Here is a 19,512-nt window from a genome sequence, read left to right as displayed (position 1 = left end):
GGGAGGAATTGCGATGACAAGATTATTCGGTACGGATGGCGTTCGCGGTGAGGCAAATGCAGGTTTGAAACCGGAACTCGCCTATCGTCTCGGCCGAGCCGCGACGATCTACTTCGGCAAGGAGTCCGAGGAGCAGCCGCTCATCATCATTGGCCGCGATACGCGCATTTCGGGCGAGATGTTTGAGGCGGCGCTCACAGCAGGCATCTGCTCGGCAGGCGGGCGCGTGATGCTTGCGGGCGTCATCCCGACCCCTGCGATCGCCTATCTTGCGCGTCGGCATCACGCAAAAGCGGGCATCGTGATTTCTGCCTCGCATAATCCGTTCCCCGATAACGGCATCAAGTTTTTCGGCGGTGATGGCTACAAGCTGCCGGATTCCGTCGAGGACGAGCTTGAGGCGATCGTGCATCGCCTTGAGGCAAACGACGACTACAAGCGTCCGACGGGAGCGCGGATCGGACGTACGGAGATCCGTACCGATCTGCAGAATCAGTACATGGAATTTGTCCGCTCGACGTGCAAGGAGCGCTTCGATGGCATGAAAATCGTACTCGACTGCGCCAACGGTGCAGCGTATGATGTCATGCCGAAAGTGCTCCGCGAACTCGGCGCAAAAGTCAAGGTCATCCACGCCCTGCCGAATGGCACAAATATCAACGACGGCTGCGGCTCGACGCATCTTGAGTCCCTGCAGAAGGCCGTGCTCGAAAACGGTGCAGACTTTGGCATCGCACACGACGGCGATGCGGACCGCTGCCTCTGTGTTGACGAAAAGGCGCAGCTCATCGACGGCGATCATATCCTCGTCATGTGTGCGATGGACATGATCAAGGCCGGCACGCTTCCGTACAACACCGTCGTGACGACGGTCATGGCGAACATCGGCTTCCACAAGGCGATCGAAAAGATGGGCGGCCGTGCAGAGATCACAAAAGTCGGGGACCGCTACGTTTTGGAAAATATGCTTAAGAACGGGTACAAGATCGGCGGCGAGCAATCCGGGCATATTATTTTCACCGATTACAGCACGACGGGCGACGGGCTCATTACGGCGCTGCAGGTGCTTTCCTCGATCAAGAGACACGGCGGCAAGGCATCGGAACTTACGAATATCATGAAGACGTATCCGCAGATCCTCATCAATGTCCGAGTGGCCTCGAAAGAAGGCTGGGAGGAAAACGAAACAATCAAGAACGCGATTGCAAAGGGAGAAGAGGAACTCGGCGGCGAGGGACGCATTCTCGTTCGCCCGTCTGGTACGGAGCCGCTCATTCGCGTCATGGCGGAAGGCCCGGAAGAAGAACAGCTTGGCCGCATCTGCAAGGCAATTGCAGATGTCGTCAGGAAGGAGCAGGGCTGATGCGCCCCGAAGCCGTCCTGCTCGCAAGCTTCGGCGTGGCGGACGATGCGGCTCGTAAGATGAGCATAGACAGACTCTTTGATGATCTGAGGGAGACCTTTGCAGGGAGCGAGATGCGGCAGGCGTTTACTTCGAATTTCATGCGGGAATGCCTTGCAGCAAAAGGCATCCGAATGGATTCCTTGGATGCGGCATTGGCCGCGCTTGCGGAAGAGGGCGTGCGGAACGTACTCGTTCAGCCAACGCATCTGACGAGAGGCGAAGAGTACGAAAAAAAGATCTGCGCAGCAGTCGGGATGGCGCGCAGCAAGTTTGATCGGCTTGCGCTCGGAGAGACCTTGCTTGGCGGTGAGGCGGACTTCGCGGAGCTGCTCGCGGCGCTTCGTGCGTCTGTTTCAGCCATGGAGGGGCATGAGACCGTGCTTTTGGGGCACGGCTCGCCCCATCGCCATAATCCCGTCTATGCAAGGGTTCAGAGCTATATGGATAAAAGGAACGTTCCGATACACGTCGGTGTCTTGGAAGAAAATGATATGCCGGATTTTTCCACTGTGCTGCACCGCCTCCAATCACGCGATGTGCGGGAGATCGTGTTGGCACCGCTTCTTTTTTCGGGCGGACGTCACGTCACCGACGATATGGCAGGGGATGACAAAAGATCGTGGAAATCGCGCTTTGAGGCGGAAGGGATTCGCGTCCATGCTGTGTGCAAAGGGCTTGGCGAGCATGAAGCGATTCGCCGTATCTACGTCGGAAAGGCGCAGCGGGCATGGAGAGATGTGTTATAACGAATAGCTATAATTGCATGCAAATAAAGTAATTTGATTTTTTTCCGAAAACACTTATAATAAATAGCGAGTAATATTATTTCTTTTGATGAGGTGGTCAAATGTCACAACCGGTTACGTCTAACCCGCTGATCATCATGCTGATCAATATGACGGTCGTCTTCTTGGTGCTCATTGCACTCGGCATCGTCATCAACTTGATTCACAAGATCGATCCAACGGCAAAAAAAGAGAAAGCACCTGCTGAACCCGCTGCACCTGCTCCCACAGCAGTTCCTTCGGTCACGCAAAGTGCGCCAGCGGGACTTTCCCCGGAAATTGTCGCGGTCATCGCGGCAGCAGTCGCGAGCTATGGCTACGGGATGGATCAGATCCGTGCGATCCGTCCGATTGCGCGCGATGGGTGGAAGCAGTCGGGTCGCAACATCGTTGCGGAGCGCTTGCTGTAAGGGAAAGGAGGAGAAAAAATGGAATTATTTAATGCATTTGCCGTATCGCTGCAGGCCGTTTGGCATGACAGCGGATTTTCGGCTTTTACCGGCGGCCATGCGATCATGATCGCAGTCGGTCTCGTGCTCCTTTACCTTGCGATTGTCAAGGAGTTTGAACCGCTGCTTTTGGGCCCGATCGCATTCGGCTGCATTCTCGCGAACTTCCCGCGCACGGGCTTTCTCGAAGAACCGGGGCTCATGCAGGCGATCCACTACGGCATCGCCAATGAGATTTTCCCACCGCTGATCTTTCTTGGAATCGGTGCGATGACGGACTTCGGGCCGCTCATTGCGCGCCCTGCAACGCTGCTCATGGGTGCAGCGGCGCAGATCGGCGTGTTCGTCGCGCTCGTCGGCGCGATGTTCCTCGGCTTTACGGTGCAGGAAGCGGGTGCGATCGGCATCATCGGCGGGGCGGACGGACCGACTGCCATTTATCTCTCGATTCAGATGGCACCGCATCTGCTCGGTGCGATCGCCGTTGCGGCGTACTCCTACATGTCGCTCGTTCCGCTCATTCAGCCGCCTGTCATGAAGCTCTTGACGACGCAGAAGGAGCGCGAAGTCGTTATGGAGCAGATGCGTCCCGTCACGAAGTTTGAACGCGTCTGCTTTCCGATCATTTCGGCGATCCTCATCAGCTTGCTGCTGCCGCCTATCGCATCGCTGCTTGGCATGCTGATGCTCGGCAACCTTTTCCGCGAGTCGGGCGTCATGGATCGTCTTTCGGATACGGCGCAGAACTCGCTGTGCAACATCGTCACGATCTTCCTTGCGACCGGCACAGGCATGACGATGAGCGCGGAGAGTTTCCTCGTTCCGCAGACGCTTCTCATCATCGTGCTTGGTCTCATCGCCTTCATCTTCGGTACGGCAGGCGGGGTCATCTTCGGCAAGATCATGTGCCGCACCTCCGGATGGAAGATCAATCCACTCATCGGCTCGGCAGGCGTTTCCGCCGTTCCGATGGCAGCACGCGTGAGCCAGGTCGTCGGCATGAAGGCAAAGCCCGGCAACTATCTGCTCATGCACGCCATGGGACCGAACGTCGCAGGCGTCATAGGCACGGCAGTAGCTGCTGGCACGATGCTCGCGATGCTCAAGTAAATTGTATCGATAAGAGGCTGCTGCAGGGATTATCCTGCACGGTCTCTTTTTTTGTGTCATTGGCGCATTTCGTTTGAAATGCGTCAATTATTTGCCTATGAAATCGATAGGAAACACGTATAATATAAGACAGAAAGAAGGTGAACTGATATGCAGGAGCATATTTTGGGCAGTCGTGTTGCCAAGCTGATCAAGGTGTTTGTGGAATCCAATCGGAGCATGACGAGCAAGGAATTAGCTGCTTATATGGGTGTCAGTTCGCACACCGTCCGCAACGATATGCAGGAATTGGAAGGAGTGCTGCGGCACCACGGTGCAATCGTGGAGGGCAGGCCTCGTGTTGGCTATACGCTTCGCATCTTGAATGAAAAAGCGTGGCACGAATTTTGCCAGCAGCACGTACGGGAGCAAAAAAGCAGCCTGCATGAATCCTGTGGGAAAATTGTGCCGACAGGACGCAAGGACCGAATCGATTACATCGTGGCAAATCTCTTGATTTTGGCGCTGCGCAAAGAGAGGCTCAGCCAATGGGATCTTGCCGATGATTTATACATCAGTCTTTCGACATTGAAGAGTTACTGGAAGGAAATACAACAAATTTTATCAGACGTCGGAATCGAACTGCTTGCAGACCGAAGCAACAAGATTCACTTGGAAGGAGATGAGAGCCGAATCCGTCGGTGCATTGCGGAGAAGATTTTTTCCCAAGACAACCTGCTGGATTTCTCGAACAACAAATTTTATCAGGGAATATTTTCTCAAGAAGAAATACAGAAAGTTCAGGATATTGTACGTAAGGCAATCCTGAACCATGACATCACGCTTTCCGACATGGCATTTCGCGGCATTGTGCTTCATATATTGATCGTCCTGAAACGGCTTGGCAATTCGGCGACCGTGGAGTATGCGTCAGAAGAATTGGAATAGTCCCCGCGATCCGAATGGTATCGCCGGACGATATTCGAGAAACGCTTTTTGACTGTGTCGGTTTTGACAATCTTGCTGAGAAGGATGCACTAACTGCAAAGGCGTGGGAAGCGTATTATGATGCCTTATCGTCCGCCATGGAAGAAGGGAATTTGGTGATGTCCGATTATCCCTTCAGCTATAAGCAAAAAGCGAAACTGCAGGATCTGGCCGATCGCTTTTGCTATCGCATCATTACCATCCGTCTCACCGCACCGCTTGAGCTTCTTTTCAAGCGGCAAAGGGAGCGGGATCTCGATCCCGCGCGGCATAGAGGGCACATATTTTCTTCTTACCATAAGGAAGACCCTGAGCCGGATCGAAGTACGGCGGACGATCTTGTGCCCTTTGAGGCATTTTGTGCATGATGCCTTGATCGGGACTATATGGGATTTAGGATGGGTACATTGCTTGAAATCGATGTGACGGACTTTCAGACGGCCGATTATCCGAGCATGGTCAAGCAAGTAAAAAAGATGCTGAGGGCATAGAATCGTGTGTTTGTTCGTGCCCATCACGTGCCAGAAAAAGAGAACCGTCACATCAAAATGATGGTTCTCTTTTTTTGGCAAAAGCGGTCTATGCAAGGTGAATCGTTTGCTTGAACGAGTCGCGCAGACTCTCGTCGTGCGTGATGACGAGGAGCGTCTTATGGCATTCCTTCGCATAGCGGAATAGGGATGCAGTCAGGCGAGAGGCAGTCTTTGCGTCGAGCCCGAGCGTCGGTTCGTCGAGCAGGACGAGACATTCTTCGCCTGCAGATGCGAGGGCGGTTAACAGGCGTGTGCGCTGTCCGCCGGAAAGAAAGGATCCGTCTTCGCCGATGGGGGTATCGATGCCGCACGCCATTGTCTCCACAACGGGGAGGAGCTGGGCGATTTCGAGGGCGCGGAAGATGGCGGCTTCGTCTGCGCATGGACGGAAACGACGGAAATTTTCGCGGATGGATTGTGAGAAGAGGACGCTTCCTTGCGGAAGTCCTGCAATCTCCACGCCAGGGCCGCGCATAATCTGCCCGCTGTCGGGCTTCCAAACGCCGAGCAGGAGCTGCGCGAGCGTCGTCTTTCCTGCGCCGCTCGTGCCGTAGATGGCGGTATGCGCTCCACGTGCTACGGAAAAGGAAAAGTCTTTCAGCAAGTGCTGGGCAGGTGTGTAGGAGAAGCAGAGGCTGCGGACGGTGAGGAGGGCGTGCGCGGCTGAGGGTTCCTCGGTTCCGTTTTGCATCATGTTGTCATCCTGCGCTGCCTGTGCCGCGGATGGTTCGTACTCGACGGGGGCGAGAAGGCGAAGGGCGGCGGCCGCGCTTTGCTGTGCTTGCCTTACGGCATCGGGCAGCGTGCGGTATTCGGCTAGGAGAGACTGGAGCACGAGAAACCAGACGGCGAGACCGATGCCGGTAAGTGTGCCGGCAGGAATGCTTGGAATCAGAGCAGCAAGCAGCAGGATGAAAACGGCTGCGTCAAAGACAGACTGCAGCGCATCCGTCTGCGTCTCACGCAGGTGCGCGTATTCGTCTTTTTTAACGAGGTCACGGGCAGGCAGGAAAAGGTGCTCGCGTGCCGGCGCCGCGCCTGCACAGGCAAGTTCGTCTGCGCCGGCTGACGCATCGAGGAGCGCACTGCGATAGGCACCGTCCTCCGCGCGCCGCGCTTCTTCGTTTTCGGTCTTGACGTGCCAAGCGATGATGAGACGAATGAAGAACAAAAGCGGAAGAAGGATTGCTGCATAGCCGATCTGCACATAGAGAAGCACCGTCGCGATTCCCGTCAGGATGCCGACTGCAAGCGGCGGCAGAATCGCGCGGATGAAGAAGTCGCGCAGGGCGTCTGCACCGACGAGAAGATCGTGCAGGAATTCGCCTTGACGCATGAGACCCGTGCGCATGGGGAGGAGCGCAGCGGCGCGGTCGTAGAGATGCAGGCGGATGTGCGTGAGCCCCGAAAAGGCGAGGCTGTGCGATAGGTAGCGCTCTGCGTAGCGAAATGCCGCACGGCCGATACCGAAGGCACGTACGGCAGTGATGCCGAGCGAGAGTGTGTAGAGCGGCGGCATGAGCGCCGCACTTGCGATGAGCCATGCGGATGCGCCCAAGAGACCAATGCTCGTGCCTGCCGCGAGGAGACTGACGAAGACGACTGGAACGATGGAAAGCGGCGATACGAGTGAAACGATCTGCCGCCATGCGCAGAGAGCTCGATTCATGCGATCACCTCCCAGTCGATCACGCGGTTCGCCATGGCGCAAATCGCTTCGTCGTGGCTGACGACTAGCGCAGTGCGTCCTGTGCAAAGGGCAAAAAGCGTGTCACGTACCGTCTCCTGCGTCACTGCGTCAAGACCTGCCGTCGGCTCATCGAGAAGCACGATGGGGCGATTTTGCAGCAGTGCACGCGCGATGCCGAGCCGTTTTCGCTGTCCTTGGGAGAGCGTCTGACCACCCTCGCCAAGGCGTGCAGCGAGGCCATGCGGAAGGGAATCGAGCCATTTCCCGAGCGCGGCATGGCGAATGGCGATTTCGACATCGGCTTCGTCTGTCGCGTGAAAGAGCGTGACGTTTTCTGCGAGCGTGCCGGCAAAGAGATGCGGTTCTTGCGGCACGTAGCTGATCGGGAAAGAAACCGCTTCCATGGAGAGCGCGGAGAGGGGAGAGGTACCGACCGTGACCTGCCCTTCGCACGGTTGGAGCAGCCCTGCGAGAAGGCGTATAAGCGTCGATTTCCCGCAGCCGCTCGGCCCTTTGACGATGGTGACGCCTGGTTCGAGTTTCAAATTGAAATCGCGGAACAGGTACGTGCGGCTGTTCGGGTAGTGGAACGAAAGCCCGTGCGCTTCTAGAAGAGCGGGCTGCATATCCGGCGGCAAATTAGGATACTCTATCGCGTATGGCATCCTTTCTTTTGAAAGAACAGCGCGGAGGTTCGACTCTGCCGTCCATGCCGTCATCGCGCTGTGGAATGCCGTTCCCGCTTGACGAAGCGGCTGATAGAACTCGGGCGTGACGAGCAGGACGAAGAACGCGACGCGAAAATCCATCTGCCCGTAGAGCAGGCGAAAGCCGATGCTGACGGCGATGATCGCGATCGCCAGCGTTGTGATGAGTTCGAGCGCAAAGGCGGAGATAAAGGAAAGCTGGAGGACGCGAAGGGCAGACGCGGAGAAGGTTTCGCTGAGCACTTCGACGGTTTTTCGCTGCGCCTCGGCCTGACGGAAAATCTTCAGTGCAGGGAGCGTTCGGAGGAGCTCGCCAAAGCGTGCGGCAAGCGACTCCATGCGCTTCCACTGCGCCTCGCTCGCTACGCGCGTGACGCGTCCGATGAGGTAGAGCAGAAAGGGGGCAATCGGCATCGTCACGAACATGAAAAGCCCCGTGACGGGATCGGCGATAGCCGCAGCGATAAGCGCGATGGGCATCTTGGTGACGATTGCAAGGAGGACGGGGAGGACGCGGCTGAACCAAAGGTCGAGCGCATCCGTTTCCTCGCGTGCGAGCGGAAGAATGCGGCGGCGTACTTCTGCCGCTTCCGCTTTGCCCGTCAGCATCTGCGCATGAAGCTGCGCTCTGGTTTCCGTTCGCAGCGCGGTGGATAGCCGCTGCGATATTCGCTCGCGCACGGGGGTGAGAAGCGGCGGAAGGATCATGAGAAGAAACAGCACCAGTAGAACTGGTGCTGTTTCCATTCGGCCCTTATGTGCGAGGAACACGCCGTCCATTGCGTAGGCACCTGCTCCTGCCGCTGCAATCGTCGCGACGGCACGGGTGGTTTCTATGAGGAGCAAGCGGATTCGCTCGCCTTTATGCGGTTTTAGGCTGCGTAGCAGAAAGCTGTTCGTTACGTTCATAGGACCTCTTGCGGTAGATCAATAGTGTTCTTCGGCATCCTTTTCCGTAATGCGCTTGCGGAAAATGTAGTACGACCAGCACTGGTAAATGAGCACGATCGGAACGAAGATGCAGGCTGCGACGGTCATGACCGAGAGCGTGTACGGCGTAGAAGACGCGTTCGTGATCGTCAGGCTCCATGCCGGATTCAGGCTCGATACCATGAGGCGCGGGAATAGACCGGCGAAGAAGGCGACCGTCGTCAGGACGATGGCGAGCGACGAGCAAACGAAAGCCGGCTTTCCATTGCCTTTTGCGAGACTTGCGATGCCGATGACGAAGATCACGGCTGCCGCGATGAGCGCGACCGCAGCGAGTGTGCTATGGAAGAGATCCGTGTACTGGAGCGTCATGGCCATGCAGAGAACGAAGAGAAGCGCAGCGATTGTGCCGAGCTTGATGCCGAGCTGCTGCGCGCGGCGGACGAGCCCAAAATCAACGACACGGAACGAGAGGAACGAAGCGCCGTGGAAGAGGAAGACGAAGAGGAAGGTCATGCCTCCGACGACCGTGTACGGCGTCAGGAGATCGAAGAAACCGCCCGTGTAAATCATCTTCTCGTTAATGGCGATGCCTGCGATGAGGTTCGTGATGGCGACGCCCCAAAGGAATGCGGGGACGACGCTGCCGAAGGCGATTGCCGCTTCCCAGCCGTGGCGCCAGCACGGCGCGTCATAGCGCGCGCGGAAGTCAAATGCAACGCCGCGCAGGATGAGCGCGAAGAGCATAAGAAAGAGCGCGAGGTAGAACGTCGCGAACATCGTCGAGTAGACGTGCGGGAATGCCGCGAAGAGCGCGCCGCCCGCCGTGATCATCCAAACCTCGTTGCCGTCCCATACGGGCGTGATCGTGCGCAGGAAAATGGAACGATCGCGGTCATGCGGGGAGAGGAAGGGCGTCAGCGCACCGACGCCGTAGTCAAAGCCTTCTAGGAAAAAGAATCCCGTGAAGAGCACGACAATCAAAAGAAACCAAAGCGTATTGAGATCCATCATGCATCCCTCCCTTCGGAGATGACCTGCGTCTTTCGGACGAAGCGGAAGACGATCCAAAGCGCCGCAATCGCGAGCAGGAGATACGTTACAGTGAAGCCAATCATCGTGAACCAGACTTCTGCCCCCGTGAGGTTCGGCGAGATGCCTTCCGCCGTCCGCTGCAGCCCGACGACGAGCCAAGGCTGGCGACCGCCCTCCGCGACGTACCAGCCGAAAGAGTTCGCGATGTAGGGGATCGGCATGAGCCAAGGCAGGATCTTCAAGAGACACGGGCATGCGAGCGGACGATTCGTCCATGCGAGATAGCCGAAGAAAATCGCGATGAGCATCATGAGACCGCCAAGACCGATCATGATGCGGAAGCTCCAAAATAGCGCTGTGACGTTGGGGCGGTACTCGCCGGGACCGTACTTTTCGGAATACTCCTTCTGCAGGTCATTGATGCCGCGGATCGCCCCATCGAATTTATTGTAGACCATGAAGGAGAAAACGCCCGGCACGGTGATCTCGCTGTCGTTCTTGTGCGTCTCTTGGTTGATGTCCGCGACGATGGCGAAAGGAGCCGGATCTTCCGTTTCCCAAAGTGCCTCCATCGAGGAGAGCTTCATCGGATTCGCCTGTGCGATGTACTGCGCGTGCATGTGACCGCTGCCTATGACGCCGAGAAGGCCGATGATCATGAAGAGTGCGGCAGCTTTCATCGACTGTGTGAACGCAGCGCGCGACTTCTCGTCGTGCGCGATCTTCCATGCGGAGACCGCAAGGATGAGGAAGCCGGTCGTCGTCATGCCGGCGAAGAACGTATGCGAATACTCGCCGAGGAAGTAATGATTCGTGACGAGCGTGAAAAAGTCCGTCATTTCAGCGCGTCCGTTGCGGATGGCGTAGCCGACCGGATGCTGCATGAAGGAGTTTGCGATGAGGATCCAAAACGCGGAGAGATTGCTGCCGAGTGCGACAATCCAAAGGACGGCGCAGTGCAGTTTCTCCGGCAGCTTGTTCCAGCCGAAAATCCAAATGCCGAGGAAGGTCGACTCGAGGAAGAATGCCGTGAGTGCCTCGAGCGCGAGCGGAGCTCCGAAGATGTCGCCCATAAAACGCGAGTATTCCGACCAGTTCATGCCGAAGTGGAATTCCTGCACGATGCCGGTGACAACGCCCATCGAGAAGTTGACGATGAAGATTGTACCGAAGAAACGCAGGAGCTTGCGGCAGGTTTCCTTCCATTCCGGTCGCTTCGTCCGCACGTAGCACGTCTCGAGCAGTGCGAGGAAGAAGGAGAGCCCCAGTGTTACCGGGATGAACAGGAAGTGATAGGTGGTCGTGATGGCGAACTGCCATCGGGATAGGATGATTGCATCCATTCAGTTTGTCCCCCTTTTTGCTTTTCCTAAAGATATATCACACCCACTCTTCCTATTATAGCGCAAATACAATATGAAAACAATATGAGAAGAGTGATTTCGTTTGGAAAATGATTCTTCTTGGAATGACACGCCTATGCGCGGAGGGAATTCAAGACGATGAGAAGGCTGGCGAGCAGCACGCCTAGGAGTGTGATGAGCGGCGGCACCAGCGGCGCGCCGAACGGGTGAAATACGCCAGTGGCAGCGGGGACGAGGAGAATCCACGTCAGCACGGCAAGCGTGCGGTTTTCGCGCGTGAGCGAAGCAAATTTTCGGCTGATGGCAAGGAACGAAAGAAGGCTTTCCATGTGGCCGCTCTCCAAACGCACATCGTATGCCGTATGTTCTGCTGCGTGTTGTGATTCGGCATCGCTTCCTTTCCGTACGAGTTGGATGCGGACATCTGCTTCTCCGAGCGCTGCCGCGTCGCGCGCGCCTGCTCCGATCATTGCGATGATATGGCCGTGCGTGCGCAGCAGCTGCACTTCGCGCGCCTTTTCGCTCGGAGAGAGCGCGGCGCTTGCGCCGTTCAAGGCAAGCTGTTTTTTTATGGCAGAAGCCGTGCGGAGCGGATCGCCTGTCATCATATGGACGGAGAGCCCGCGACGCTGAAGGCGGTGCAGCGACGGCGCGACTTCATCGGGGATATCGTCTCTTATCGCGATGATGCCGCGCGTATGCTTGCCATAGCTGACAAAAAGCGGCGTCATGCCCGCATCCGCGATCTTGCCGGCACGCGCGAGAAGCGATTTGCTGACGGCGACGCCTTCTTCGATGAGCCAGTCCGCGTGGCCGACGCGTACGGGTGTGCTTGCGATCAATGCTTCTGCGCCGCGCCCTTTTACTTCAGAAAAGGCGGAGGCATTTTGCAGGCGGCAGCGCCTCTGCATGGCGGTCGCAAGGAGAGCGCGCCCCACGGGGTGCTCGGCTTTGCGTTCTGCCGAAGCTGCGAGTGCGAGAAGCGAGGCCTGGCTCGTTCCCTCCGGCACGAGTTCCGAAATGTACGGGTGCCCCGAGGTGATGACGCCGTTTTTGGCAAGGACGAGCGTGCTGGCCTCGGCAAAATGGGAAAGCACTGCTGCATTCAGGATGGTGATCCCCGCTTCTTGGGCGCGGCGCAGGCTTCGGATGCGGGCGATGGGGGAAGCGAGAAGGTAGGGAAGCGGCAGGCATGAGAAGAGTGCCGAGAAAAAAACGTAGGCGGCGAGCACGATGTTCCGCTCGGCGAAAAAGTAGCTTATTCCGGAAAGAAGCGCGAGAAAAAGCCCGCAAAGCAAGGAATATTTTACGATAGTTTGATTTTTCATCAAATACAGCTCCCATTTATGATACAATGTCCTAAGTATAGGAATCGCGGATAAAATGAAGTTCGTCAGATTGGCGTAGCTGAATTTATCCGTGCTTCCTATATTATCGGAGCAAATAGGGATTCGGTCAAGTGGCGAAAGGTGAGGACAGGTTGCTTCAGGTAAATGGTTTTGCGAAGATCAATTTGACGCTCGATATACGCGGAACGCGTGCAGACGGTTATCACGAGGTTGCGATGGTCATGCAGTCGATCGGCCTTCACGATACGATTGCGATGGAACAGACGGATGGGGATATTTCGCTTTCCATCGATGTGCCTGGGCTTGCGGCGGACGAGAGCAATCTCGCGATTCGCGCGGCAAGGCTCATCTGTGCGCATTGCCATATAACGGGTGGCGTGGCGATGCGGCTCACGAAGCGCATTCCGATCGCGGCAGGGCTTGCCGGCGGCAGTGCCGATGCCGCTGCCGTCCTGCGCGGCATGAATGCGCTCTACGCGCTCCGTATGACGGACGGGGAGCTTTGCACGCTCGGTGCGAGGCTCGGATCAGATGTTCCATTTGTGCTGCTGGGCGGCACGATGCTCGCAACGGGACGCGGCGAAGTGCTTCGCCGCCTGTCCGCCATGCCGAAGACGTACGTCGTACTCGCGAAGCCGCCCGTCTCCGTCTCGACGCCATGGGCGTATCGAGCGTATGACGCGGAAGGGACGGACCGCCATCCCGACAATGCGGCGATCGAACGCGCCATTGAAGCAGGCGATCGATCTTTGGTCGCTTCCTTATTGTGCAATGTGCTTGAACGTGTTACTATGAACGAGTATCCTATCGTTGCAGAATATAAGGCGATGATGCAAGGTCAGGGCGCGCTCGCGAGTATGATGTCTGGAAGCGGCCCTACCGTTTTCGGCCTAGTGGAACGTGCAGAGGAAGCAAAGCGCATCGCCGCGTTCCTGCGGTGCGAGACGAGGGCAGCGGTATTTGTCACCGAGACGTGCGATCCCGTCAAGTCAGGCGAGGAACATCTTTCATAGGAGTTGAGAAGAATGGGTCAGAGATTGGAGCCGATCAAGCTGGACAGCTACCAACCGCTTCGTGAGGTCGTCTGCGAATCCCTGCGTGAGGCGATTCGCAAGGGGCTGCTGAAACCCGGCGAACGCATCATGGAGCTTCAGCTCGCCGAAGAACTCGGCGTGAGCCGTACGCCTGTACGCGAAGCGATCCGCAAATTGGAGCTTGAAGGGTACGTCGTCATGATGCCGCGCCGCGGCACGTACGTCGCGGATATGTCGATTCGCGACATCAACGAGATTTTTGAGATACGGACGGCGCTCGAAGCACTTTCCAATGAGCTTGCCGCCGAACATATCACGGAGGAAGAGCTCGAGCACTTGCAGCGCCTTCTCGTCATCATCGGCGGTTACGTCAAGGAAGGCTCGCTCGATAAGATCGTCGAAACCGATATCGAGTTTCACGACCTGCTTTATCATGCGGCGCGCAATTCGCGCCTCGTCGGCATCATATCGAACCTGCGGGACCAGCTCACGCGCTTTCGCACGCTCTCGATGTCGTACCCCGGTAGGCTTGAGGAGACGATTGAAGAACATCGCCTGATCGTCGAAGCAATCGCACAGGGCGACTGCAAGGCAGCGCGCAGGGCGGCAAAGCGGCACATGGAAAATTCGGAGAAGACGCTCATGCTCGCGATGGAAAGCCGCAAAAAGCAGGAGATGGAGGCAAAACGCAAGGAAGAATAAACGGAGCATCATAAAAGAAGAGGAGATAGGAAATCATATGGCAGAATTTGTAACGGTCGTACTCGCCGCAGGCAAGGGCACGCGCATGAAGTCGAAATTCTCGAAAGTGCTTCATAAAGCAGCGGGAAAGCCGATGATCCAGCACGTCCTCGATGCGGCAAGGGCAGCAGGCGCGCGCCGCAATATCGTCGTGACAGGCTATGAAGGGCAATCGGTTCAGGAAGCGCTGGCGGGGGCGATTGCGGGGCAGGTGGAATTTGTCGAGCAAAAGGAGCAGCTCGGAACGGGGCATGCCGTCCTTCAAACGAAGCCGCTTCTTCAAAATGAGACTGGAACGGTCATGGTGCTCTGCGGCGACACGCCGCTCTTGACGGGCGCGCTCCTAAGGAAACTCGCGGACGAGCACGAAGCGGCAGGCGCGAAAGCGACTGTCCTTACGGCTGTCATGCCGGACGCGACGGGCTACGGGCGCATCATCCGCGCGGCGGACGGCTCGGTCGAAAAGATCGTCGAGCACAAGGATGCGACGGAGGCGGAGCGTGCCGTGCGCGAAGTCAACTCCGGCATTTACTGCTTTGCGATCCAGTCGCTCTTTGAAGCGCTCGCGAGCGTCACAAATGACAATGCGCAGGGCGAGTACTACCTGCCCGATGTGCTGGAAATCCTCAAGAAGAGGGGCGAGAAGATTTGGGCGGTCACAGCGGATCACTACGAGGACACGCTCGGCATCAATTCGCGCCTGCAGCTCGCTCGAGCGGAAAAGATCCTGCGCATGCGCAAGGCAGAAGAACTCATGGCAGCGGGCGTGACGATCATGGATCCCGCGACGACGTACATCGACGCGGATGTCAGAATCGGCCGCGATACGGTGATCTATCCGATGACGTGGCTTGAAGGGACGACGGTGATTGGGGAGGATTGTGAGATCGGTCCGTCCGTCCGTTTTCAAAATGTCACTTGCGGCGATGAGGTCACGGGACAGTTCACGTATGCGCACGACTGCCGGATTGATACGGGCGTCATTCTCGGACAGTTTACGCACATTCGCCCCGATACGCATCTTGCGGCAGGCGTCAAGATCGGAAACTTCGTCGAGGTCAAGAACTCGAATATCGGCGAGGGCTCGAAGCTGCCACACCTTTCCTACATCGGCGACTGCGACATGGGCTCGGGCGTCAACATGGGCTGCGGTACGATCACCGTCAACTACGATGGCAAGAAGAAGTTCCGCACGAGGGTCGGAAACGATGCATTTGTCGGCTGCAACTCGAATCTCGTTGCACCCGTGACCGTGGAAGACGGCGCGTATGTCGCGGCGGGCTCGACGATCACGAATACCGTGCCGGCCGGCACCCTCGCCGTAGCGCGTGCACGCCAGAAGAATATCACGGACTGGCACGATAAGCGAAAATAAAAGGATAAAAGAGAAAAAGGATAAAAAGGAATTATAAAACGGATAAATTGCGTATAGGTCTAGCATTTATCCGTTTTTATGTTATACTGAAAATGAAGCATAATGTATTCTACATGCACATTTAGGAGGATTTTTCAAAATGCCTTTTGATACTGGGAATATGCGCATCCTGACGGGCAACGCGAATCCGGATTTGGCGAGGAAGATAGCCGATCATATTGGAGTGAGTCTCTGCGACGCGTTTGTCGGGCACTTCAACAACGGCGAGACGCAGGTCATGATTGGGGAGAGCATTCGAGGCAAGGATATTTTCATTATTCAGCCGACTTCGTTCCCCGTCAACGACAATCTGATGGAACTCCTGATTATGGCGGATGCCTGCAAGCGCGCTTCGGCGCGCAGCATCACGGCGGTCGTTCCGTACTACGCCTACGCGCGGCAGGATCGCAAGACGCGCGGACGCGAGCCGATCTCGGCAAAGCTCGTTGCGAATCTCATGACGACGGCAGGTGTTACGCGCGTCGTGACAGTCGATCTCCATGCAGGGCAGATACAGGGTTTTTTCGATATCCCGGTCGATCATCTCGCAGCAGCACCGGTTCTCGGCAATTACTTCAAAAGGCAGAATTATGAGGATCTCGTCGTCGTATCGCCGGATCTCGGCGGTGTCACGCGAGCGCGTATCCTAGCCGATCGCGTCCATGCGCCGATCGCGATCATCGAGAAGCGCCGCCCGAAGCCGGGATGCGCTGAAGTCATGAACCTCATCGGCGAGGTTTGGGGCAAGACCGCGCTCATCATCGATGATATCGTCGATACGGCTGGCTCGCTCTGCGAAGGGGCGAAGGCACTCAAGGCACACGGCGCGAAGCGCGTCCTCGCTTCGTGCACGCATGCGATTCTCTCCGCCCCCGCAGTTGAGCGGATCAATGCATCGCCGATTGAGCAGCTTGTCATCACGGACACGATTCCGCTGCCGCCTGAGAAGCAGTCGGATAAGTTTGTCGTGCTCTCGCTCGCTGAGGCGATTGGCGACGTCATAGTGCGCATTCTGAGCCACCAGTCCGTCAGCATGCTCTTTAACCGCTGATTGCACGTTGCAACGAACGGGTGCTTGTTTATCGTGCGTAAAGGATGCTCCTGTCGCAAGACGGGAGTATTTTCTGTCTTGCCGTGGAGGATTCATCATGATGGGAAAAGAAGCGACGGATCTCTACATACGCCATTTCTCTTTTTGGGATCGGCTGTCGAATGGAGAGCGCGATCTCCTCAATCGCCATACACATGCCGTTCATTACGAAAAAGGCACGCAAGTGCATTGCGGTGCACTCGACTGCCTAGGCATCTTTCTGGTCAAGAAAGGACAGCTTCGCGTCTACACGCTTTCGGAGGACGGGCGCGATGTCACGCTCTATCGACTGTTTCCCGACGATATTGCGATCCTATCGGCTGCCTGCGTGCTCGACGCGGTGACATTCGATGTGTTCGTCGATGCAGAAGAGGACACGGAAGCGCTTCTTACCGATGCGGGGGCGTTCCGAAAATTGGTAGAGAAAAATATCTATGTGCGCTGTTACGCGTATGAAATGGCATCGGCCCGCCTTTCGGATATGCTTTGGAAGATGCAGCAGGTGCTCTTTCTCTCGGCGGATCGCCGCTTTGCGATCTTTTTGCTCGAGGAGAGTGAAAAGCAAAAGTCGGCGACGATTCGCCTGACGCACGAGAAGATGGCGCGGTATATGGGAACAGCGCGCGAAGTCGTCAGCCGTCTCGTCAAATACTTCGGGCAGGAAGGGTGGATCGCATCCGCGCGCGGCTTTCTTCGGATTCAGGACAAAAAAGCACTCGAACGCCTGGCGGGCGAACACCGATAACGCCAATAAACGATACAAAACAGTCCCCTTGCGGGGACATGCCGTTCGCTTAGGCGAGCAGAGCTTCGATTTCTTTCTTTGGCATATTGCCGACGGCTTCGTTTACTTTCCTGCCGTTTTGGAATACGATGACAGTCGGGATGCTCATAATGCCGAATTCCTGTGCGAGTGCTGGCTCGTCATCGATATTCACCTTGCCGACCTTGAGTGCAGGGTGCTCTGCGGCGACTTCCTCGATGGTCGGGGCGAGCATGCGGCAGGGGTAGCACCAAGGAGCCCAAAAATCGAGGAGGACAGTCTTTTCAGACTGCAGGACCTCGGTTTCGAAATTGTCTTTTGTAATGGTGACTTCCATTGAAATTCCTCCTTTTGCAGATACGCTGCTTCAAGTATAATGCGAGATGGGGAGAAGCATCCGTGATTCGCTCACATTTTCCCGTGCAGATCGCAGCACACTATGTTATAATGATCGTTGCTTTCAAAGTTTATTTAGGAGGATACGTATTTTGGACTTAAGCATTGCAGAGTTGCTCAAAACCATTGTGCTTGGCGTTGTCGAGGGATTGACAGAATGGCTGCCCGTATCGAGCACTGGACACATGATCCTCGTCGATGAGTTCATCCGGCTCAACGTCAGCAAGGCATTCATGGATATGTTCCTCGTTGTCATACAACTCGGCGCCATTCTCGCCGTCGTCGTGCTGAGCTTCGATAAGCTCAACCCCTTTTCCCCGTGGAAGAGCAGGCAGGAAAAGCGCGATACGGTGAGCCTTTGGGGCAAGGTGCTCGTCGCGTGCGTTCCTGCAGCAGCCATCGGACTGCTGTTCAATAAGTACATGGAGGAGCACTTCATGACGGCACCCGTCGTCGCCTCGACGCTCATCCTGTACGGCGTCCTTTTTATTCTCGTCGAAAATTACAACAGGAACCGCCGGCCGCGCGTGGGCGATCTCGCAGCACTCGACTACAAGACGGCATTCATCATCGGCATGTTCCAAGTGCTCGCGCTCGTTCCGGGCACGAGCCGTTCGGGTGCAACGATACTCGGCGGCATCCTCTTCGGCACGAGCCGTTATGTTGCGGCGGAGTTCACGTTCTTTCTCGCGATTCCCGTCATGTTCGGCGCGAGCCTCCTGAAGATCGTGAAATTCGGGCTGAACTTTACGGGTACGGAAATCGTCATCATGGTCGTCGGCATGGTCACGGCGTTCCTTGTCTCCATCCTCTCGATCCAGTTCCTGCTCTCCTATATCAAGACGAACGACTTCAAGGCATTCGGCTGGTATCGTATTGCGCTCGGCATCCTCGTTATCGCTTACCTCTTCCTGGTGGGTGACCCGACGGCAAACAATTGACGACAAATGACGACAAATCATTAAGAAAACAGGTTTTCATGGGAACCCCCGCTTTTCGGCGGGGGTTCCTCCAATAAAGGAAAGGGAATCGATGAAAGTAATAGCAGGACTCGGCAATCCCGGCAGCGAATACGAAACGACAAAGCATAACGTCGGCTTTATGTTTATCGACGCGCTCGCAGCGCACCTCGGCGTGACGGAGTGGCGCGGAATGTTTGATGCATGCGTCGCAGAGACGCGCATCGAAGCGGAGAAGGTTCTTCTCGTCAAACCGCAGACGTATATGAATGACAGCGGACGCGCGATAGGTCCATTGCTTGCATGGTACAAGCTTGCGCCCGAAGATCTCATCGTCGTACACGATGACATGGATATTCCGGCAGGTACGGTGCGCATCCGCAAGAAGGGGAGTGCAGGCGGGCACAACGGGATCAAGTCCATCCTCGCACACGTTGGCGACGAACACTTTACGCGCATGCGCATTGGGATCGGGCGTCCCCTTCCAAACTGGACGGTTGTGAATCACGTGCTCGCACCGTTTACGGAAGAGGACGCGCCGCGTATCCGCGAGGCGATCGCCTATCTGATCCCAGCCGCAGCATGCATCGTCACGGACGGTGCGGATAGGGCGATGAATCGATTCAATCCGAAGAAAACGAAAAAAGAAAAGCCCGCTTCTGTCCCTGTGCCAAAGGCAGGCGAAGCGAGGGGAAAAGAAGCGCGCGAAGGAAAAGGCGAAGCGGAAGGAGGAACGACGATTGGCTGATACGATTACGGCAGTCTATGCCGCAGCGGATGGGACGATCCTCG

At 56.5% G+C, this 19,512-nt stretch carries 19 protein-coding genes; 13 read left to right on the top strand and 6 right to left on the bottom strand.

Going from position 1 to position 19,512, the window contains the following annotated elements; all coding sequences use genetic code 11:
• Positions 1-13: 13 nt before the first annotated feature.
• The 6 genes from glmM (at position 14) to HMPREF1985_RS08570 (ending at position 5,083) form a co-directional block, all read left to right on the top strand.
• A complete protein-coding gene (gene glmM / locus HMPREF1985_RS08595) occupies positions 14-1,363 on the top strand; it encodes a phosphoglucosamine mutase (protein ID WP_021772203.1) in 1,350 nt (449 codons plus the stop codon).
• Positions 1,363-2,151 carry a sirohydrochlorin cobaltochelatase gene (locus HMPREF1985_RS08590; protein WP_021772202.1) on the top strand — a complete coding sequence of 263 codons (789 nt, stop codon included), beginning with the start codon at positions 1,363-1,365 and terminating at the stop codon, positions 2,149-2,151. Before glmM ends, HMPREF1985_RS08590 begins: the two co-directional genes overlap by 1 nt.
• Positions 2,152-2,252: 101 nt before the next feature.
• Positions 2,253-2,600 (top strand): OadG family protein, encoded by a 348-nt coding sequence (locus HMPREF1985_RS08585; RefSeq protein ID WP_021772201.1) that lies wholly within the window; start codon positions 2,253-2,255, stop codon positions 2,598-2,600.
• Between the two features lie 18 nt (positions 2,601-2,618).
• The gene (locus HMPREF1985_RS08580) at positions 2,619-3,749 is read left to right on the top strand and encodes a sodium ion-translocating decarboxylase subunit beta (protein ID WP_021772200.1); all 1,131 of its coding nucleotides are present in this window, start codon (positions 2,619-2,621) and stop codon (positions 3,747-3,749) included.
• A gap of 150 nt (positions 3,750-3,899) precedes the next feature.
• Positions 3,900-4,676, top strand: coding sequence for a BglG family transcription antiterminator (locus tag HMPREF1985_RS08575; RefSeq protein ID WP_021772199.1), 777 nt, complete (start codon positions 3,900-3,902; stop codon positions 4,674-4,676).
• 14 nt (positions 4,677-4,690) lie between these two features.
• Positions 4,691-5,083 carry a hypothetical protein gene (locus tag HMPREF1985_RS08570; RefSeq protein ID WP_021772198.1) on the top strand — a complete coding sequence of 131 codons (393 nt, stop codon included), beginning with the start codon at positions 4,691-4,693 and terminating at the stop codon, positions 5,081-5,083.
• Positions 5,084-5,294: 211 nt separating this feature from the next.
• Here the strand turns inward: HMPREF1985_RS08570 and HMPREF1985_RS08565 are convergent, their stop codons facing one another.
• From HMPREF1985_RS08565 to HMPREF1985_RS08545, 5 genes are all read right to left on the bottom strand, one after another.
• Positions 5,295-6,917: an amino acid ABC transporter ATP-binding/permease protein gene (locus HMPREF1985_RS08565; RefSeq protein ID WP_021772197.1), complete on the bottom strand. Its 1,623-nt coding sequence runs from the start codon at positions 6,915-6,917 to the stop codon at positions 5,295-5,297.
• A complete protein-coding gene (gene cydD / locus HMPREF1985_RS08560; protein WP_021772196.1) occupies positions 6,914-8,554 on the bottom strand; it encodes a thiol reductant ABC exporter subunit CydD in 1,641 nt (546 codons plus the stop codon). The genes HMPREF1985_RS08565 and cydD overlap by 4 nt, the downstream gene beginning before the upstream one ends.
• A gap of 18 nt (positions 8,555-8,572) precedes the next feature.
• On the bottom strand, positions 8,573-9,586 hold the full coding sequence (cydB, locus tag HMPREF1985_RS08555; protein ID WP_040637508.1) for a cytochrome d ubiquinol oxidase subunit II: 1,014 nt from the start codon (positions 9,584-9,586) through the stop codon (positions 8,573-8,575).
• Positions 9,586-10,953, bottom strand: a complete 1,368-nt coding sequence (locus tag HMPREF1985_RS08550) for a cytochrome ubiquinol oxidase subunit I (protein ID WP_021772194.1) — start codon at positions 10,951-10,953, stop codon at positions 9,586-9,588. The genes cydB and HMPREF1985_RS08550 overlap by 1 nt, the downstream gene beginning before the upstream one ends.
• Before the next feature lie 134 nt (positions 10,954-11,087).
• Entirely contained in the window at positions 11,088-12,302 is a 1,215-nt protein-coding gene (locus HMPREF1985_RS08545) for an HAD-IC family P-type ATPase (RefSeq protein ID WP_021772193.1), read from the bottom strand.
• 152 nt (positions 12,303-12,454) lie between these two features.
• On the opposite strand from HMPREF1985_RS08545, the gene ispE reads away from it, so the two are divergent.
• The 5 genes from ispE to HMPREF1985_RS08520 all read left to right on the top strand — a co-directional run bounded on the left by ispE (position 12,455) and on the right by HMPREF1985_RS08520 (position 17,347).
• Positions 12,455-13,336, top strand: a complete 882-nt coding sequence (ispE, locus tag HMPREF1985_RS08540) for a 4-(cytidine 5'-diphospho)-2-C-methyl-D-erythritol kinase (RefSeq protein WP_040637507.1) — start codon at positions 12,455-12,457, stop codon at positions 13,334-13,336.
• Between the two features lie 12 nt (positions 13,337-13,348).
• Entirely contained in the window at positions 13,349-14,059 is a 711-nt protein-coding gene (locus HMPREF1985_RS08535) for a GntR family transcriptional regulator (RefSeq protein WP_021772191.1), read from the top strand.
• Between the two features lie 37 nt (positions 14,060-14,096).
• Entirely contained in the window at positions 14,097-15,473 is a 1,377-nt protein-coding gene (gene glmU, locus HMPREF1985_RS08530) for a bifunctional UDP-N-acetylglucosamine diphosphorylase/glucosamine-1-phosphate N-acetyltransferase GlmU (protein WP_021772190.1), read from the top strand.
• 139 nt (positions 15,474-15,612) lie between these two features.
• Entirely contained in the window at positions 15,613-16,563 is a 951-nt protein-coding gene (locus HMPREF1985_RS08525) for a ribose-phosphate diphosphokinase (RefSeq protein ID WP_021772189.1), read from the top strand.
• A gap of 97 nt (positions 16,564-16,660) precedes the next feature.
• Positions 16,661-17,347: a Crp/Fnr family transcriptional regulator gene (locus tag HMPREF1985_RS08520; protein ID WP_021772188.1), complete on the top strand. Its 687-nt coding sequence runs from the start codon at positions 16,661-16,663 to the stop codon at positions 17,345-17,347.
• Between the two features lie 49 nt (positions 17,348-17,396).
• Here the strand turns inward: HMPREF1985_RS08520 and trxA are convergent, their stop codons facing one another.
• Positions 17,397-17,702: a thioredoxin gene (gene trxA / locus HMPREF1985_RS08515; RefSeq protein WP_021772187.1), complete on the bottom strand. Its 306-nt coding sequence runs from the start codon at positions 17,700-17,702 to the stop codon at positions 17,397-17,399.
• Between the two features lie 151 nt (positions 17,703-17,853).
• On the opposite strand from trxA, the gene HMPREF1985_RS08510 reads away from it, so the two are divergent.
• The gene (locus HMPREF1985_RS08510; protein ID WP_021772186.1) at positions 17,854-18,702 is read left to right on the top strand and encodes an undecaprenyl-diphosphate phosphatase; all 849 of its coding nucleotides are present in this window, start codon (positions 17,854-17,856) and stop codon (positions 18,700-18,702) included.
• A gap of 91 nt (positions 18,703-18,793) precedes the next feature.
• Positions 18,794-19,468, top strand: coding sequence for an aminoacyl-tRNA hydrolase (gene pth, locus HMPREF1985_RS08505; RefSeq protein ID WP_021772185.1), 675 nt, complete (start codon positions 18,794-18,796; stop codon positions 19,466-19,468).
• Positions 19,469-19,512 lie beyond the last annotated feature (44 nt).

It is taken from the genome of Mitsuokella sp. oral taxon 131 str. W9106 (assembly GCF_000469545.1).
In the GTDB taxonomy this organism is placed as follows: Bacteria; Bacillota; Negativicutes; order Selenomonadales; family Selenomonadaceae; genus AWVT01.
The sequence above is the reverse complement of the archived record's forward strand: the minus strand, read 5'-3'. Positions and strand labels throughout refer to the sequence as shown.

Excerpts from the sequence above, each read along its gene's own strand:
- glmM (WP_021772203.1), top strand. The coding sequence starts at position 14 with ATGACAAGATTATTCGGTACGGATGGCGTTCGCGGTGAGGCAAATGCA.
- HMPREF1985_RS08590 (WP_021772202.1), top strand. The coding sequence starts at position 1,363 with ATGCGCCCCGAAGCCGTCCTGCTCGCAAGCTTCGGCGTGGCGGACGAT.
- HMPREF1985_RS08585 (WP_021772201.1), top strand. The coding sequence starts at position 2,253 with ATGTCACAACCGGTTACGTCTAACCCGCTGATCATCATGCTGATCAAT.
- HMPREF1985_RS08580 (WP_021772200.1), top strand. The coding sequence starts at position 2,619 with ATGGAATTATTTAATGCATTTGCCGTATCGCTGCAGGCCGTTTGGCAT.
- HMPREF1985_RS08575 (WP_021772199.1), top strand. The coding sequence starts at position 3,900 with ATGCAGGAGCATATTTTGGGCAGTCGTGTTGCCAAGCTGATCAAGGTG.
- HMPREF1985_RS08570 (WP_021772198.1), top strand. The coding sequence starts at position 4,691 with ATGGTATCGCCGGACGATATTCGAGAAACGCTTTTTGACTGTGTCGGT.
- HMPREF1985_RS08565 (WP_021772197.1), bottom strand. The coding sequence starts at position 6,917 with ATGAATCGAGCTCTCTGCGCATGGCGGCAGATCGTTTCACTCGTATCG.
- cydD (WP_021772196.1), bottom strand. The coding sequence starts at position 8,554 with ATGAACGTAACGAACAGCTTTCTGCTACGCAGCCTAAAACCGCATAAA.
- cydB (WP_040637508.1), bottom strand. The coding sequence starts at position 9,586 with ATGGATCTCAATACGCTTTGGTTTCTTTTGATTGTCGTGCTCTTCACG.
- HMPREF1985_RS08550 (WP_021772194.1), bottom strand. The coding sequence starts at position 10,953 with ATGGATGCAATCATCCTATCCCGATGGCAGTTCGCCATCACGACCACC.
- HMPREF1985_RS08545 (WP_021772193.1), bottom strand. The coding sequence starts at position 12,302 with ATGAAAAATCAAACTATCGTAAAATATTCCTTGCTTTGCGGGCTTTTT.
- HMPREF1985_RS08535 (WP_021772191.1), top strand. The coding sequence starts at position 13,349 with ATGGGTCAGAGATTGGAGCCGATCAAGCTGGACAGCTACCAACCGCTT.
- glmU (WP_021772190.1), top strand. The coding sequence starts at position 14,097 with ATGGCAGAATTTGTAACGGTCGTACTCGCCGCAGGCAAGGGCACGCGC.
- HMPREF1985_RS08525 (WP_021772189.1), top strand. The coding sequence starts at position 15,613 with ATGCCTTTTGATACTGGGAATATGCGCATCCTGACGGGCAACGCGAAT.
- HMPREF1985_RS08520 (WP_021772188.1), top strand. The coding sequence starts at position 16,661 with ATGATGGGAAAAGAAGCGACGGATCTCTACATACGCCATTTCTCTTTT.
- trxA (WP_021772187.1), bottom strand. The coding sequence starts at position 17,702 with ATGGAAGTCACCATTACAAAAGACAATTTCGAAACCGAGGTCCTGCAG.
- pth (WP_021772185.1), top strand. The coding sequence starts at position 18,794 with ATGAAAGTAATAGCAGGACTCGGCAATCCCGGCAGCGAATACGAAACG.